Consider the following 17,519-nt stretch of genomic DNA (forward strand, 5'->3'; position numbering starts at 1 on the left):
TGTTATGAAATATCGTATTCACTGATAAATTCTATTTTAAAATCCAAAATAAAAACCATGCATGACAAAAATCACACATGGTAAAAATTTATTTATTTGCCTGTCTACTTGACAGGGGGCAGTTCAAATTCATTTAGTTCAGATTGTTCTTCTATTGACCAAAATCTTAACTTCTAGCAAAACTTTATCAAATGGTCATCATTTGACAAGTCTATCATATAAGAATTATTTCACGATAGCAAAAGCAAACTAAGAATGCATTCATAATATCTGTTGTTTTGTACTCATAAAGACGATCACTAGCCAAAGAAGAGTTTAAATCAGCCTTTCGTTCCTATTTTGAAATTTTTTCTCATCGTATTCTAATGGTAGCGTGTACATAATTTGCATTTATATTAAGAGTTTCGTTTCCCATACTAAAGCCAAAAAACATTCATGACCCAATCACGCACAAAATTAGTCCCGGAATCAACCCCATCAAAACCAAAAAAATACCCCTAGGAGCCACATACTCCGGGGGTATTGTGTTAGTTATGAACGCCATCATCGCGTTCATGGAAATGAAGAAATTCGACCTCTCCTCTTTTGACATTGGACTTATCGAATAATTGGTTGTGGACTTTCGAATATAGACTTAATTTAAGTGATTTTTCAGCTTTAATCTTGGTCAGGTCTAATAAATTTCAGGGTGTAGATAAGCACTTAATGAATATTTTAATCGTTGAGCCTTATTTATGATATCATTTGGTATGGGCTAACTCCCTAGAGGGGAGGTGTTAGTTATGTCAATTAATGCCATCATCGTGTTGATTGTCGCACCACTAATTGTGGGAATACTCATCGAGTTATTTTCTTGGTGGTTGAACAAGAAGTGACAATCGACTAGCCCAATCTCAACCGCACACGCTTAGCCCACCTCTGAGCGAAAAAAATACCCCCAGGAGCCACCAACTCCCGGGGGTATTGTGTTAGTTATGAACGCCATCATCGCGTTCCACACATTTATTATAACATATAAAGCAGAAAGAGGAAGCCATCAAGCTCCTCTTTTTTAATATTAATGTCATTCAGCTTAATGAACAGGAGTGAAGCCTTGGAATTGGGTATCATCATGGTGTGAGAAAATCTGGGACTTACAAGCTAGTAATTTGCTTTTGACGGCTCTCTCTGCAAATAGAAAATAACAATTTGCATACAGGAGCTCTGAACGCAAATAGAGAGTGGCTATTTGCATGTGGGAAGTCCGAGCGCAAATAGAAAATATCTATTTGCATGCAGGAAGCTCAAAAGCAAATAGAAAGTAGCAAATTGCACATAGGAGCTTTGAACGCAAATTGAAGCCGGCAATTTCCAGAAAGCACTTCACAGCCTACGAAGCAAGCCCAAATTGAGTCTCTAAATATTTAATGATCAAAGTCAAAAAGAAACTCACGCTCCCTAGCACTAGTTAGATCAAGGGGCACAATAAAAACCAGGCACAATTACCTGGTTTTTATCAATTCATTTTTGAGCAGCCTCTCCATCCATTATCCTTGAAATAGCTAACTGCTATGCAATAATAATTTACTTTAGGATTGTGAGCAGGAGTGGAGTTTTGAAGTTGGTCCTTAGCCATGAACAAGCAAGCTCCAGGGTGTGAGGGCTGGCGTTTAGCTTTCCTTCACTGGAGCAAGTCACCAGAGCAGTCTGAAAGACTGCGGCGGAGACTTGTGAAGTGACAGGAAAGCTGCCAGACCGAACCCGACTAGATGCGAATTAGGGATAGTAGGCGAAAGCCGTACGGTCCGTTTGAGATTTGCTAGGCGAAGAGGATGTAGCAACGCTGCTGTCGCAGCCTTGAACTTCATCTCTAAGTCGCTTCGCTCCAAGAGCTGAAGCTGCCCGAACCGGTGCCATGGCTTTTTAAGGGCCAAATTCAAAAACGGAACGGATGCTCACTAGCACCATTTACTTACTCATCCTAGTCGGGTTCGAGGATGCAGAAAGGGCTCCTCTTCGCAAAAGGCTGCCGAAGCTCTCTGAGCTTCTCTAGCCTTTTACTCCAGAGGTCCCTTTCTCCCGCATCCTCTCACACCCTTTTCTAGAAGCGATATTTCATCTCCGGCAACCCATCGTCTTTAGGCATACGCTCTTTCAGTTCCCCCAGCACCTGGTCGAACTGGGTGTTGATCTCCTGGCGGGGGGATTCGTCGACTTGGCGGACGAATTTGAGTTTGCTGATTTTTTGCATGGTACGCTCGAGGTCTTCCACAGGGGTGTAGACGACGGCGTACTTGAGCTTGTAGGAGATATAGTAGACATAGCCATACTTCTGCAGGGGGCGGGTGTGCTTGGTGGAATGGAGCCAGACAATGAGTCCCGCCCGGTCTTGTCGTTTATCGTATTCTGCCACTGGCATCACCTCCCTTGGGATCGTCACTAGTCTTTTTCAATTTCGATCAGCAGGTCATTGGAGTCGACTTGGTCACCGGCTTGGACGTGGATGGCCTTGATGGTCCCGTTGACTGGGGCCTTGACGGTGGTTTCCATCTTCATGGCTTCCGTCACCAGGATGGTTTGGCCCACCTTGACCTTGTCGCCCTGTTCGCAGGACACCTTCACAATGGTTCCAGGCATGGTAGCCCCGATATGGCCACGGTTGGATGGGTCAGCTTTTGGACGGAGGGCCACGGTGGTCTTGATGGTCGTATCCTTGACCGTGATTTCCCGGCGTTGGCCGTTGAGGTCGAAGTAGACAATCCGTTCACCTAGGTGGTTGGCTGCGCCCACTTGGATCAGTTTAATCCGTAAGACCTTACCCTTTTGAATCTCTACCGAGACAGTTTCACCGGGCTGCATGCCGCGGAAGAAGGTTGGGGTATCGATATTGGAGAGGTCGGAATAATTGTCCAGCTTCTTGCAATAGTCAACGAAGACCTTAGGATACATGAGATAGGCCAGTAAGTCTTGGTCGGTGATTTCAATATCCACTTGTTCTGCCAATTCATCACGGACGGCATCGAAGTCCACAGGGTCTAAAAGAGCACCGGGACGTTCGGTCGTTGCAGGGGCGCCCTTGAGGATGATCTCTTGAACATCTTTCGGGAAGCCGCCCACGGGTTGGCCCAGGTCGCCTTGGAAGAACTTGATGACAGAGTCTGGGAAGTCCAGGCTCTTGCCGCGTTCGAAGAAGTCGTCAATGCTGAGCTTGTTTTGGACCATGAAGAGGGCCATGTCCCCAACGACCTTAGAAGATGGGGTCACCTTCACAATATCGCCGAAGAGCATGTTGACATCATGGTACATGACCTTGATTTCTTCCCAGCGGTCTTCTAGCCCCACCCCAATGGCTTGTTGTTGGAGGTTGGTGTACTGGCCACCCGGCATTTCGGTCTTGTAGATCTCGGTTTCTGGGACCTTGAGTCCGGAAGCGAAGTCATTGTAGTAGGCCCGGACGCCTGACCAGTAGTGGTTCATCTTTTGCGCATTGTCCACGTTCAGGGCTGGACGGCGGTCATCGTGTTCCAGGGCATAGTAGAGGGTCGTCATGCTCGGTTGGCTGGTGGTTGAGGAGAAGGCAGAAGTCGCCACGTCCACAATATCCACGCCAGCCCGTGCCGCTTCCGCATAGGTGATAATCCCATTGCCCGCTGTATCGTGGGTATGGAGATGGATCGGCACATCGACCGCTGCCTTGAGTTCAGAAATCAGGGCATAGGCAGCTTGGGGCTTGAGCAGGCCGGCCATGTCCTTGATGGCAATGATATCAGCCCCTGCACTCACCAAGTCCTTGGCGAAGTTGACATAGTAGTCCGTGGAGTATTTTTGCCGGTCAGGATTGAGGACATCCCCGGTATAGCACATGGCGGCTTCGGCAATTTTCCCGGTATCCTTGACGAATTGGAGAGGTTTCTCAATCTGCTTGATCCAGTTCAGGCTGTCGAAGACCCGGAAGACGTCAATACCTGATGCAGCAGACTGCTTGATAAAGGCTTCCAGGACATTGTCTGGATAGGCGGTATAACCCACGGCATTGGACCCTCTAAAGAGCATCTGCAGGAGGGTATTCGGCATAGCTTGGCGGAATTTCTCCAAGCGTTCCCAAGGGTCTTCGGTTAAGAAGCGGTAGGCGGTATCGAAGGTCGCCCCACCCCAGACTTCCATGGAGAAAAAGTTCGGATTGGCTTCTTCTGCCACTTGGGCCGCCTTGACCATGTCCCGGGTCCGCATCCGCGTCGCAATCAGGGACTGGTGGGCATCCCGCATGGTGGTGTCGGTCAAGAGGAGTTCTTGCTTATTCTTGACAAAGTCTTGAACCGCCTTGACCCCGTCCTGATCGAGGACCTGCTTGGCCGTGGGACCGTCTGTTGTAACTTCCGCTAGGTCCTTAGGCAGCTGGGCCTTGGTGTAGTGGGGTTTCTCCCCGCGTTTGAGGCCAGGGAAGCCATTGATGGTGGTTTCGGCGATATAGCGGAGGATCTTGTTGCCCCGGTCGCGGTTCTTCTCTTTCGGGAATTCGAAGAGGGATGGGGTATGGTCGATGAAGAGGGTCGTGGCTTGGCCGGACAGGAATTCTTCATGACGGACCACATTCAAGAGGAAGGGAATATTGTTCTTCACGCCGCGGATCCGGTACTCGCGCAGGGCCCGGGTCATCTTGGCCACGGTTTCTTCGAAGGTCATGGCATGGGCGATCAGCTTGGTCACCATGGAGTCATAGTAAGGAGAGACTTCCGCATTCTGATAGCCGTTCCCCGCATCCAAGCGCAAGCCGAAGCCCCCTGGTGACCGGTAGGTGTTGATCTTACCGGTATCGGGGAAGAAGTTATTGGCCGGGTCTTCCGTTGTGATCCGGCATTGGATAGCATAGCCCATGAGCGGCAGGTCTTCTTGCTTGGGCAGGCCGATCGCTTCAAAAGATTCCCCGTCCGCAATCCGGATCTGGGCTTTGACAATATCCACCCCAGTAATTTCTTCGGAAATGGTGTGTTCCACTTGGACCCGGGGGTTGACTTCGATGAAGTAGAAGTCGTGGCCGTCGAGCAGGAATTCCACTGTCCCGGCATTCTGATAGCCGACATGGGACATGAGGCGGACTGCTTCATCGCAGACCTCGTGGCGGACTTCCATGGGTAGGCCAACGGTTGGAGCTACTTCAACGACTTTTTGGTGGCGGCGTTGGACGGAGCAGTCCCGCTCCCAGAGGTGCATCACGTGGCCGTGCTGGTCGCCGAGGATCTGAACTTCAATGTGCTTAGGATTCGCGATATACTTCTCCGCATACATGACGCCTGAGCCAAATGCCTTGAGGGCTTCATTGGAGGCTGTCTCGTATTGTTCTTCGAGTTCGTCATCCGAGCGGACAACCCGCATGCCGCGGCCCCCACCCCCATTGGCTGCCTTGACCATGATCGGATAGCCGGCTTCTTTAGCGAAGTCACGGACTTCTTCGACAGATTCGACCGGTCCCGGTGTCCCTGGGATTTCCCGGATGCCTGCCGCACGGGCTGCCTTCTTGGCCTTGACCTTGTCCCCGAACATATCCAGGGTTTCTACTTTAGGCCCAATGAAGATAATGCCTTCTTCCTGGCAGCGACGGGCGAAGTCGACATTCTCAGATAAGAAACCATAGCCGGGATGGATAGCATCCGCACCGGTGTCTTTGGCAATCCGGATAATGTCTTCGATATCCAGATAGGCTTCAACAGGTTTCTTGCCTTCTCCAACCAGGTAGGATTCATCCGCCTTGAAGCGGTGGACAGAATTCTCATCTTCCTTGGCGAAGATAGCGACTGTTTCCAAGCCTAATTCAAAACAGGCCCGGAAGACGCGGATAGCAATTTCCCCACGGTTGGCGACTAGGACTTTTTTAATCATATTGACACTCCCCTTTGGTTAATACTTGGCTACTTGGATTGACGTCTCTTGGGATGGCCAAAGCGGTCGGCCCGGCTAGCAGAGAGGGCCAGCCCCACCATAATAGCTGTGGTGAGGACCGAGGACCCCCCGTATGAAATAAAGGGGAAGGTAATCCCCGTGATAGGCAGGAGCCCGCTCACCCCGCCCAGGTTAATCACAGCCTGGATGAGGAAGTAGGAGGCAATCCCGATTAAGAGCATTTGGATATAGACGGTCCGAGCTTTTTGGGCCCGGTAATAGAGATAGATGGTGAGGTAGAAGTAGAGGCCCAGAATAAAGACGAGGCCTAGGAGTCCCAACTCCTCCCCCACAATGGCCATGATGAAGTCGTTATGGGCTTCAGGCAGGTAGCCCAGCTTCTGCACGGAATTCCCCAGGCCGCGGCCGAAGAAGCCGCCCCCCTTGAGGGCATAGTAGGAATTGACCAGTTGGTGGCCGATCCCCTGGGCCTCAGGGAAGGGGTTGACGAAGCTGAGCAGACGCTGGATCCGGTAGTTGGATGAGGTCCAGCCCAAGTGGTTGGCCAGGCGGACGCCTAAGACTAAGAGGGCATAGGCCCCTATCGCAATACCTGTCAGGGCCTTGACCAACTTGGACGGGATGCCTGAACCAAGGACCATCAAGCTAGCAATGACTAGGAGCAGGCCGAAGCCCCCGATATCCGGGAGACTGACCGCAATGCCTAGCCAGAGCAAGATGGCGGCCGGCACGATGGGATGGCGGCCGACCACCCGGAAGAAGCCCTTCCAGCCGGTGTTCTTCGCGAAATCTTCCTGGTAACGGCTGAAATAATCCGCCAAAAGCAAGACCAGGACCGGCTTAGCGAACTCGATCGGTTGGATGGAGATCACATAGAGGTCGATCCAACCCTTGGCCCCGTTGATCTCTTCCCCCCAGATAAGGACGAAGACCAGGGCCAGGCTGATAACGACCAGGGCCAGCTTCTTGAAGGCCTGGCTGCGAAAGACCGTAACCCGCAAGCGGTAGATCAGCAGGGTCACCCCTAGACCGAGGACCATAAAGATCAGCTGGCGGATGACATAGTAGGTCACGTCATTACCCTCCGAAATGGCCCGGTAGGCAGAGGCCGAGAAGACCATGATCAGGCCAATAATGGATAGGACCATATAGGGCAGGAAGATCGATAGGTTCAGCTCCCGGTAGGCCCGTTTGATTGCTGACGCCAATCCTTGTGTCTTGGACTTATGAGTCTTTTCTGTTGACACGGTGGTCCCCCTCTACATGGTAGAATTGGCCCTCTTCAAAAATCTCCGTATAGACCTGGTTGAGGGTATCTTCCAGTTCTCGAATAATTTGATGGCCTTTATTTTTTGAAATCGCACCAATCGCAATCGCATAAGCGACCTGCTTGGAGAAGCCATACATCTGGGTATCCACAATCTCCTCGAAAGCCGGACACTGGGCAAAGCACAAGTGCTCCTTCTGACTGAGGATTAAGTGAGAGATGCGCTGGGCTTCATGAAGCAAGATCTCTTCTGCTTGCTTCTGATTGATATCCATTCGCTATCCCCTCCTTCTTTTTATTGGAATTTTTACTACATCGCGTTGGTGAGCATCCGTTCCGCTTTTGAATTTGATCGTTGAAGAGCCGTGGCACCGGTTCGGGCCAAGGTCCCTCACCTAGCGAGCTTCAAAGGGCTAGTACGGCTAACGCCGACTATCCCTAATTCACATCGCTTGCTTAGTCACGGCTAACGATCAAATTCAAAACTCCACTACTGCTCACTAGTAAACAGCCTAAGAATAAACGGAATAGTCACTACACTTTAATCACCGTCACCAACACTAGATGGTAAAGAATTCTTGACTAAGCATATATACTTGAAATTATACCATAACTTGATGAGAAGCTTGTTAGTTTTCGGGTTTTTATTCGCTTTGAACGGGTTAGGGCTTGGACTTTGGATCGAATGAGAGGTGAAAGATCAGAGAAAGTTGGGACTTATCCCCTGCGCAAGAAAAACGAGACACAGCGAGCGGGCTTGTGGCGCTTGCGGCTCGAGATACCGACAGAGCGTCATGTGATTTGTCTCCTTAAGGCTAGCTCGCTCTTGCTATAAGCTAGGAAACGGCATCTTTGCTCATAACAATGCAGTTTCTCGGGGCTTTACTGCATCTTCACTCATAACATTGCAGTTTCTACAGCCTTTACTGCATCTCCCTTTACAACAATGCAACTTCTCCCAAAAGTCACTGAGAAGCTAGCTTAGCTGTGCTAGCAATCTAGGCTAAGCGATTAGACGATGCCAGCTGGACTTGGACTTCCAAAATTAAAGGAACAAATTCAAAACCCTGTTCTCCGCACATTTCCAAAGAAAAAACCAGGAAGTGGGGTTTATCCCTCCACTTCCTGCCGGTTCTTGCTTAATTTTCTGCTTTTTTCTTGCGCTTGTTGAAGCGGGCACGTTCGCTCTTGTTGAGGATACGTTTGCGGACGCGGACGGTTTCTGGAGTTACTTCGCAGAGTTCGTCATCATCCATGAATTCAAGAGATTGTTCCAGGTTCAAGACGCGGGGTTCCTTGATGGTTGCGGTCTGGTCCTTGGTTGCAGAACGCACGTTGGTCAAGTTCTTGGCCCGGACAATGTTCACGTCAATGTCTTCTTCCCGGGCATTTTCCCCGACAACCATGCCTTCGTAGACCTCTGTCCCTGGGTGAACAAAGATTGTTCCGCGGTCTTCCACGTTCATGATACCGTAAGTGGTGGCCTTGCCGGTTTCAGTGGATACCAGCGAGCCATTGCGGCGGCCGCCGATTTCTGCATTAATCAGGGGTTGGTAGGAATCGAAGCTGTGGTTCATGATCCCGTAACCGTGTGTCATGGTCACGAATTGGGTACCGTAGCCGATCATCCCACGGGCTGGCACCAGGTAGTTCAAGCGGACCGTGCCGCGGCCTTCGTTCACCATATCTAACATTTGCCCCTTGCGTTGGTTCAGGGAATCGATAACAGAGCCTTGGTATTCTTCTGGCGTGTCGATTTGAACGGATTCAAAAGGTTCTTGCTTGGTCCCATCAATCTCACGGATAATCACTTCAGGCCGAGACACTTGGAGCTCGAAACCTTCCCGGCGCATGTTCTCAATCAAGATGGAGAGGTGGAGTTCGCCCCGGCCAGACACAATCCATTGGTCAGGTTCTGGGGTATCTTCAACACGCAGAGAAACGTCAGTATGGAGCTCATACTTCAAGCGTTCTTCGATCTGACGAGCCGTCACGAACTTCCCTTCCCGCCCAGCAAAAGGTGAGTTGTTGGTCATAAAGGTCATTTGCAGGGTCGGTTCATCGATCCGAAGTGGAGGTAAAGCTTCCTGTACGTCGGTATCCGTCACGGTTTCACCCACATAGATGTCTTCCATCCCGGACACGGCAATCAATTCCCCAGCTTCCGCATGGTCAATTTCAATCCGGTCTAAACCAAGGAAGCCTAAAAGCTTGGTGACGCGGAAGTTCTTCTTGGTCCCATCCAATTTATTCAGGGTTACTTGGTCCCCAACATTGATCGACCCGCGGAAGATCCGGCCAATCCCAATCCGGCCCACATAGTCGTTGTAGTCGAGCATGCAGACTTGGAATTGAAGGGGTTCGTCCTTGTTATCTTCAGGGGCTGGCACATTTTCGATGATGGCGTCAAAGATTGGTGCCATGGTCTTCTCTTGCTTGGCAGGGTCTGCGGAATAGCTAGAGGTCCCGTTCATGGCTGAGGCATAAACGACTGGGAATTCGATTTGGTCTTCGTCTGCCCCCAGTTCAATGAAGAGGTCGAGGACTTCATCCACTACTTCCATGGGGCGAGCGGCAGGTTTGTCAATCTTGTTCACAACCACAATCGGGGTCTTCCCTGCTTCGAAGGCTTTTTGGAGGACAAAACGGGTCTGTGGCATGGTCCCTTCATAGGCATCCACAACCAGAACCACCCCGTCAACCATTGTCATGATCCGTTCCACTTCACCCCCGAAGTCCGCGTGCCCTGGGGTATCCATGATATTCACTCGGGTGCCCTTGTAGTTAACCGCTGTATTCTTAGAGAGGATGGTAATCCCACGTTCTCGTTCCAGGTCGTTGGAATCCATGGCGCGTTCGTCTAAGTGCGCCCGCTCATCTAAGGTATCTGAATTTTCTAGTAGCTGGTTAACCAGGGTCGTTTTGCCGTGGTCAACGTGGGCTATAATGGCGACATTCCGAATATCTTCGCGTTTTGTCATTGATGTCTTAACTCCTTTTTCTATTCCTTCTATTATCTGGTCAAATATGGTTCGATACGTTTGCTGGTGGTGACATAGTGCCTGGCCTTCTGCTTGTCCAAGGCCTTCGCTCACAAGCACAAAGCATGGTCACCAGCACACAGCACACCGTACAGAACCAAAAAATCTGCTTTATCATTTTATCACTATTACTAGGCCTTGCCTAGCGCTTATTGGGGATTTTTACATTTTATCCCAGGCGGCTTCGACCGCTAAATACTTGACGAATTGCTGGTAGGCGCTGGGATAGCCGATCACACCTGAGCCCTTGTGGAGGAGATCGAGCCTGCTGCCGTCAAACTGGCTAAAGCTAAGCCCTGCCTCCTGGGCGATCACAGACCCCGCTGCCACGTCCCAGGGAGCAAGCTTGGGCGAGAAGTAGAGCAGGAGGTCGCCCCTCAGCACATAGAGAATCTGCAGGCCAGCTGACCCATAAATGCGAAAGCCCAAAGCCTGGTCAATGAAGTCCTGGATGCGGTGGGTATTATGGAGGGCGTAGGACCCGTTCCCAGCAATCAGCCCCTGGCGCAAGGGCTTGTCGTCAAAAGTCTTGGTGAAGGGCTGACCGTTCCAAGTCACCCCTTGCCCCTGCCAGGCAGCGACATAATCATCATTGACCACATCGTAAATCACCCCAAACTGGCCTTCCCCGTCCACATAACGGGCCAGCATAATGGCGAAGTGGCGGCGTTGGCCGTAGAAATTAGCCGTCCCGTCAATAGGATCGATAATCCAAACGCTGCCCTCCAGGCTGTCCGACTGCTTGCCCTCGCCTTCTTCCCCGATAATCCGGTCATCCGGGAAGTTGTCCTGGATCTGATGGCGGAGGTAACGCTCGGTCTCCTCGTCCAGATTGGTCACAATATCCTGGTGGCTGGTCTTCTCATTCACCGTCAGGCCTTGGTCCATCCCCTGGCGGATGTGGTCCGCTGCCGTCATCACCCAGCTGTGAACGAGTTCTTCAATGGCTTGTCTATTCATTCTACTTCCCCCTTAAGGCATGGTTACGCGTCCAGCATCAGTCGCCTTGGCCTTCTGCATGGTCCGGTACAAGTTATAGGACGACACCTTCTCGAAGGCATTGCCCAATTGCTTCTCTTCCATCTTGCTGGGTACCACTTCCTTAAAGTCTCGGTAAGCCGCCAGCAAGTCCGCACGGTCAACTCCGCCTTCATAAGCAAGCTCCACCGCATGCCAGAGCTCGACCACCGCCGTCATCTCCTCCGTCGTCCAATTCATATCCAGTGGGTAAGCATAGCCCATCTCAAATTCCCCCTTCAGCGCTCTATTTGCTTCTATTATAGCAGAAAATAGAAAGCCATGGCAGACAGGGGATTGCTTGGCTTTAGCCGTGTTGATCCGCTAATGTTTCAAGGCCCAAATTCAAAAGCGCAAGGTATGCTCACTAGCAGTTAAAGTCTCCAACCCCTATCAAATAAAAGCAGAACTAATTTAAGCTTTTTAATAAGAACCACTATTAAGCGAAATTTTTGCAATTCGTTTAGTGAGCAGGAGTGGAGCGTTGAAGTTGGTCCTTAGCCATGAATAAGCAAGCCCCAGGGTGTGAAGGCTAGCGGGAGAAATAGACCTCTGGAGCAAAGAGCCAGAGAAGACTGCAAGTCTTCGGCGGATCTTTGTGAAGAAGACCTATTTCTGCTAGCCTGAACCCGACTAGATGCGAATTACAGAGCGTAGGCGTCAGCCGTACGAGCCGTTTGAATCTTGCTAGGCGAGAGACCAAGGCTCGAGCCGGTGCTATGCTTTAGCCGTTGGAGCGCTAGCGACTTACGGATAAAGTACAAGACGGCTTTAGCCGTGTTGATCCTCTAAACATTTAACGATCAGACTCAAGACGGAACGTATGCTCACTAGCACAAAGTATTTAGTCCAATCCTATCCCCATTAAAAAAGAGCCTGGGCAGGCTCTTTTTTGTGTATAGAATCAATTTTTTGTCTAAAAGGATTAAGCGTGGATAGCTTGGCCTAAAAGACCTTCTGCACAGTCCTTGATTGCTTCGTTTAAGGTTGGGTGACCGTGAACGGTTAAAGCAATATCTTCAGCTGTCATGCCAGATTCAATGGCAAGGCCAATTTCAGCCGCAGCATCAGAAGCTTGTGGCCCAACCACTTGGCCACCGACAATAATGTTATTGTCTTTAGTAGCAACCAAGCGTACAAAACCTTCAGCGTTAGCCATAGACACAGCACGCCCGTTCCCACCGAATGGGAATTTGAAGGAGTGAACTTCCAAGCCTTTTTCTTTAGCGTCTTCTTCCGTTAAACCATAGCTGGCTAACTCAGGGTCAGTATAAGCAATTGATGGCATAGACTTGTAGTCAACAATTGCATTTTCCCCAGCGATAGCTTCAGCCGCTACGATTCCTTCGTAAGAAGCTTTGTGAGCTAAGGCTAAGCCTGGCACGATATCACCGATAGCGTAAATGTTCTTCACGCTGGTACGGCCTTGTTCATCAACCTTCACTAAGCCGCGGTCGTCCATTTCAACGCCTGCTGCTTGTAGGCCGATTTCAGCCGTATTCGGACGGCGGCCAACAGATACGAGAACTTTAGATACGGTAATTTCTTTTTCTTTACCTTTTTCTTCGTATTTAACGGTTACTGAGTCGCCGTTGTCTGTCGCTTCTTTCGCCATGCCCTTAGTAATCACGGTCATGCCTTTTTTCTTCATGTCTTTTTGAACCACTTTAACCATGTCTTTTTCAAAACCTGGTAAGAGTTGTGGCGAACCTTCAAGGATGGTTACTTCAGAACCGAGGTTAGCGTAAGCTGTCCCTAATTCTGAACCAACAACGCCCCCGCCGATTACGAGAAGTTTTTCTGGAACTTCTTCGAAGGCTAAAGCGCCTGTTGAGTCAACGATGTTTCCACCAAACTTGAAGCCTGGGATTTCGATTGGGGTTGAACCAGTTGCGACAATCAAGTTGTTGTAAGTATACAATTGATGTTCGTCGCCTTCACCCGTAACGGTTAATTCTTTGTCGTTATTGATGTAAGCATCGCCCCAGATCACATCGATCTTGTTCTTCTTGAAGAGGAAGCCAATCCCGTCAGTCATTTTCTTAACGACTTGGTTGTCTTTCCAATCTTGGGTCTTGGTAAAGTCTAAGTTTGTTCCTTCAGTTGTCACACCGAAAACTTCTGCGCCTTCTAAGGCAGAATGGTAAGCGTGACCTGCTTGGATCAAGGCTTTAGAAGGGATACAGCCCACGTTCAAGCAAACCCCACCGAGGAATTCGCGTTCAATTACTGTAACCTTTTGGCCTTTTTGGGCAGCACGAATTGCTGCCACATAGCCACCAGGACCTGAACCGATAACGACTGTATCTAATTCAATTGCCATTGCTCCTACTACCATATTTTATCAACCTATCCTTCCATTAATAGCAATTCTGGTTCTGACAATAAGCGAGCGACTTCGTTCAAGCAGCGTTGTCCGACAGCCCCATCGACAATACGGTGGTCGAAGGTCAAGGATAATTTCAGAACGCGGCCAACAGCTAACTCGCCTTCATCGTTGACAACAGGTTCTTGCTTGATGGCACCGAAACCTAAGATGGCAACTTCTGGGAAGTTAAGGATTGGGGTGAAGAATTCACCACCAGCAGACCCAATGTTAGAAATGGTAATGGTACCGTCGCCCATTTCTTCGTTGGTTAATTCGCCAGCGTGAGCACGGGCAGCTTTTTCGTTGATTTCGTTAGCAATTTCAAACATTGATTTTTGGTTAGCGTTCTTGATGTTTGGAACGAATAAGCCATTGTCAGTGTCAGTTGCAATCCCTACGTTATAGTATTTCTTAAGGATGTATTCACGGTTTTCTTCGTCGATTGATGCGTTAAGCATTGGGTATTTCTTAACGGCAGCGACTAAAGCTTTCACAACATAAGGTAAGAAGGTTAACTTCACATCGCGTTCAGCGGCAATGCCTTTGAATTTCTTACGGTGATCCCATAATTTAGAAACTTCAACATCCATGAAGAGGGATACTTGAGGTGCTGTGAACTTAGAAGTCGTCATTGATTCAGAGATAATCCGACGCATTGGTGAAATCTTAACGCGTTCAACCAAGTCTTCATTTGAAACAGTAGGTGCTGGAGCTGGAGATTTCTTAGCCGCTTTTTCTTCCTTAGCTGGAGCTGGTTGTTGGCTGGCTTCTTGGCTACCTTCAGCTTGAGCACTTGGGTCGAAGTTGTCAATGTCATCACGGGTAATTTGACCGTTCTTGCCAGTTCCGTTCACTAAGGAGATGTCTACGCCTTTATCGCGGGCATACTTACGAACTGAAGGCATGGCTTGGATGACACGGTTTGGATCAGCTGTAGCAGGTGCAGAAGCTGCGCTACCTGTTGCGTCGTCGTTACCTTCGTCAGCCTTAGCTTCTTGGGCAGGTTGAGAAGGTGTTGACGTATCTTCTGCGCCGTCATCTTCCCCATTGTGTTCTGGTGAGTCGATTTCAGCTAACACATCGCCTACATTTGCGATGGTCCCAGCTTCTACTAAGATCTTCTTAACGGTACCAGCGACTGGTGAAGCTACTTCTTCAACAGACTTGTCGTTTTGGATTTCAACGAGGGAGTCTTCTTCCGTAATGGTATCCCCTTCAGAAACTAACCAAGAAACGATTTCGCCTTCTGCCATCCCTTCACCAACGTCAGGTAAGCGGAATTTGTAGTAAGAGCCGCCACCATTGCTTGCTGGTGCTGGATCTTCAGCTTTTTCTTCTTGGGCTGGTGATTCTGGAGTTGAAGCAGGTGCTGCTTCAGCTTCGTTGTCTTCTAAGCCTTCGCCTTCGAATGCGATCAATGGTTCACCAACCATTGCTAAGTCGCCTTCTTCATAGTAAAGCTTAGTTACCGTACCTGTTACAGGTGAGGTGATTTCTTCAACGGATTTGTCGTTTTGGATTTCAACTAATGTATCTTCTTCATTGACTTGGTCGCCGACTTTGACGTCCCATGCGACGATTTCGCCTTCTGCCATGCCTTCGCCGACATCGGGCATATTAAAAATGTAAGCCATAGTTAGAGTTCTTCCCTTCTATCTCTTAGTATCTGTTCAAAGCTATCCTTTATCTCATAAAGCTCAGGAGCGGTTAAGTTCTCCCTAACCGCTGCCAAGCGTTCTTTATCAATTAGAATTGAGTTGCTTTCTTCACTGCTTCTTGGATATCTTCAGCATTTGGTAACCAAACGTTTTCGGCTAAACCAAATGGGAAGACAGTGTCTGCTGCTGAAACAAATTGGATAGGTGCTTCCAAGCTCAAGATATTACGTTGTGAAATTTCAGCAATCACTTGGTTACCCACGCCAGCTTGACGTTGGGCTTCTTGAACCATAACCACGCGGCCTGTCTTGTCAACAGAAGCGCCGATGGTTTCCATATCTAGAGGTTGAACCGTACGTAAGTCGATCACTTCAGCTGAGATGCCTTCTTTTTCAAGGGCGTCAGCAGCTTTCAGGGCTTCACGAACCATGTAGCCGTAAGCGATGATGGTCACGTCATTCCCTTCGCGTGCCACATTAGCCTTGTTCAATTCGATTTCATATTGTTCTTCAGGAACTTCTTCACGGAATGACCGGTAAAGTTTCATGTGTTCTAAGAAGACAACAGGGTCATTGTCACGGATAGAAGCGGTCAAGAGACCTTTAGCTTCATATGGGCTTGATGGGATAACGACCTTAAGGCCTGGTGATTGTGCCATTAAACCTTCTAGTGAGTCGGCGTGCATTTCAGGTGTGTGAACGCCCCCGCCGAATGGTGAGCGAACAGTAATTGGCATGTGACGGGTGCCGCCCATCCGATAACGAGTACGTGACATTTGACCAGAGATGGAGTCCATCACTTCGAAGACGAAGCCGAAGAATTGGATTTCCATAACGGGACGGAAACCTTGAAGAGCTAAACCGATGGCTAAACCACCAATACCAGATTCTGATAGAGGTGTATCGCTGACACGGTCTTCACCATACTTGTCGTATAAGCCTGTTGTGGCACGGAATACACCGCCGTTTTTACCCACATCTTCACCAAAGATTAAGACTTTTTCATCGCGTGCCATTTCTTGGTCTAACGCTTCTGTAATGGCTTCAACCATTGTTTTGTTGCGGTTGTTCTTTTTAGCCATGCTTATTCACTCTCCTTTGCTTCATATTGTTCGATTTGTTCTTTAATGTTTTGACCTGGGTTTTCGAACATATTCTTAAGGAAGTCAGAAACTTTTTGTTGAGGTGCAGCTTCTGCTTTTTGGATAGCTTCCTTAATTTCTTCTTTCACTTGGTCAACATATTCAGTTTCCATTTCTTCATTCCAGAGACCCTTGTCTTCCATGAACTTACGCATACGTAAGAGTGGTTCACGGCCGGTCCAGAGTTCGATATCTTCATCGGTCCGGTAAAGTTTAGGGTTGTCCCCTGATGTGGAGTGAGCACCTAAACGGTTGGTGATGGTTTCAATCAGAACAGGACCATTACCAGCTGCAGCATATTCACGGGCTTGTTTAGACACAGCGTAAACAGCTAAAGCATCGTTACCATCAACTTGTACCCCTGGGATACCTGCTGCAACAGCTTTTTGAGCCAAGGTCTTAGCAGCGGATTGTTTCTCACGTGGGGTTGAGATTGCGAAGCCGTTGTTTTGGATGTAGAAGACAATTGGTGCCTTGTAGCGGCTTGCATAGTTCCAACCTTCATAAGAGTCCCCTTGGGATGAACCGCCGTCACCAGTGTAAACATAAGTTACATTGTCAGAGCCGTTTAATTTTTGGCCAACAGCATTACCCATGGCTTGGATTAATTGTGCCCCGATAATGATTTGTGGTGGCATAGCGTGTAGGTCTTCAGGATAGTCGTTCCCTTCCACGTGTCCACGTGACCAGAGGAAGCCCTTGTAGATAGGAAGTCCTTTAGCGATTAATTGAGGAACGTCACGATAGCCTGGGAATAACCAGTCACCTTCTTCGAAAGCATAAGAGCTCGCCATTTGGGAAGCTTCTTGCCCATAGGTAGGTGCGTAGAATCCTAAACGTCCTTGCTTAGCGAGAGCCATAGAACGTTCGTGAAGCGTCCGAGAGAACACCATCCGTTTCATTAATTCAACTAATTCATCGTCTGATAAATCAGGCATAATCTCTTCATTAACGACTTTCCCTTCTTCGTCTAAAATACGAACCATTGGGAAAAGCTCGTCAATTGCTTCCAACTGCGCAGCATAATCTACTGGTTGTTTAGCCATTTATAATCATTCCTCTCTTATAATAAAAATTCTTTCAGTTATTAAATCAAGTGCATTCAATTCTGTATCAATCAAATGCAGCCCTCTGTTATAAAGTATCATTT

The 17,519-nt window shown here is 48.9% G+C and carries 12 protein-coding genes; 1 reads left to right on the top strand and 11 read right to left on the bottom strand.

Going from position 1 to position 17,519, the window contains the following annotated elements; all coding sequences use genetic code 11:
- Nucleotides 1-782: 782 nt before the first annotated feature.
- Complete coding sequence (locus F6I03_RS06465; protein ID WP_141737858.1) at nt 783-875, top strand: type I toxin-antitoxin system Fst family toxin; 93 nt, start codon at nt 783-785, stop codon at nt 873-875.
- A 1,205-nt stretch (nt 876-2,080) separates the two neighbouring features.
- Here F6I03_RS06465 and F6I03_RS06470 read toward each other — a convergent pair.
- The 11 genes from F6I03_RS06470 to pdhA form a co-directional block, all read right to left on the bottom strand.
- Nucleotides 2,081-2,392: a YlbG family protein gene (locus F6I03_RS06470; RefSeq protein WP_210383791.1), complete on the bottom strand. Its 312-nt coding sequence runs from the start codon at nt 2,390-2,392 to the stop codon at nt 2,081-2,083.
- Between the two features lie 26 nt (nt 2,393-2,418).
- Entirely contained in the window at nt 2,419-5,856 is a 3,438-nt protein-coding gene (locus F6I03_RS06475; protein WP_191622030.1) for a pyruvate carboxylase, read from the bottom strand.
- 29 nt (nt 5,857-5,885) lie between these two features.
- Complete coding sequence (locus tag F6I03_RS06480; protein ID WP_083290572.1) at nt 5,886-7,124, bottom strand: FtsW/RodA/SpoVE family cell cycle protein; 1,239 nt, start codon at nt 7,122-7,124, stop codon at nt 5,886-5,888.
- Nucleotides 7,102-7,419 carry a DUF1507 family protein gene (locus F6I03_RS06485; protein WP_070431081.1) on the bottom strand — a complete coding sequence of 106 codons (318 nt, stop codon included), beginning with the start codon at nt 7,417-7,419 and terminating at the stop codon, nt 7,102-7,104. The genes F6I03_RS06480 and F6I03_RS06485 overlap by 23 nt, the downstream gene beginning before the upstream one ends.
- 864 nt (nt 7,420-8,283) lie before the next feature.
- On the bottom strand, nt 8,284-10,125 hold the full coding sequence (typA, locus tag F6I03_RS06490) for a translational GTPase TypA (RefSeq protein WP_070431080.1): 1,842 nt from the start codon (nt 10,123-10,125) through the stop codon (nt 8,284-8,286).
- 222 nt (nt 10,126-10,347) lie between these two features.
- The gene (locus F6I03_RS06495) at nt 10,348-11,145 is read right to left on the bottom strand and encodes an inositol monophosphatase family protein (protein WP_070431079.1); all 798 of its coding nucleotides are present in this window, start codon (nt 11,143-11,145) and stop codon (nt 10,348-10,350) included.
- Nucleotides 11,146-11,157: 12 nt separating this feature from the next.
- The gene (locus F6I03_RS06500) at nt 11,158-11,427 is read right to left on the bottom strand and encodes a UPF0223 family protein (RefSeq protein ID WP_070431078.1); all 270 of its coding nucleotides are present in this window, start codon (nt 11,425-11,427) and stop codon (nt 11,158-11,160) included.
- 700 nt (nt 11,428-12,127) lie between these two features.
- Nucleotides 12,128-13,540, bottom strand: a complete 1,413-nt coding sequence (lpdA, locus tag F6I03_RS06505) for a dihydrolipoyl dehydrogenase (RefSeq protein WP_070431077.1) — start codon at nt 13,538-13,540, stop codon at nt 12,128-12,130.
- A gap of 11 nt (nt 13,541-13,551) precedes the next feature.
- Nucleotides 13,552-15,204 (bottom strand): dihydrolipoyllysine-residue acetyltransferase, encoded by a 1,653-nt coding sequence (locus F6I03_RS06510; RefSeq protein ID WP_070431076.1) that lies wholly within the window; start codon nt 15,202-15,204, stop codon nt 13,552-13,554.
- Nucleotides 15,205-15,316: 112 nt separating this feature from the next.
- Nucleotides 15,317-16,309: an alpha-ketoacid dehydrogenase subunit beta gene (locus tag F6I03_RS06515; RefSeq protein ID WP_070431075.1), complete on the bottom strand. Its 993-nt coding sequence runs from the start codon at nt 16,307-16,309 to the stop codon at nt 15,317-15,319.
- Nucleotides 16,310-16,311: 2 nt separating this feature from the next.
- A complete protein-coding gene (gene pdhA, locus F6I03_RS06520; protein WP_070431074.1) occupies nt 16,312-17,415 on the bottom strand; it encodes a pyruvate dehydrogenase (acetyl-transferring) E1 component subunit alpha in 1,104 nt (367 codons plus the stop codon).
- Nucleotides 17,416-17,519 lie beyond the last annotated feature (104 nt).

Origin of the sequence: Aerococcus sanguinicola (assembly GCF_008726925.1) — a bacterium.
Classification (GTDB): Bacteria; Bacillota; Bacilli; order Lactobacillales; family Aerococcaceae; genus Aerococcus.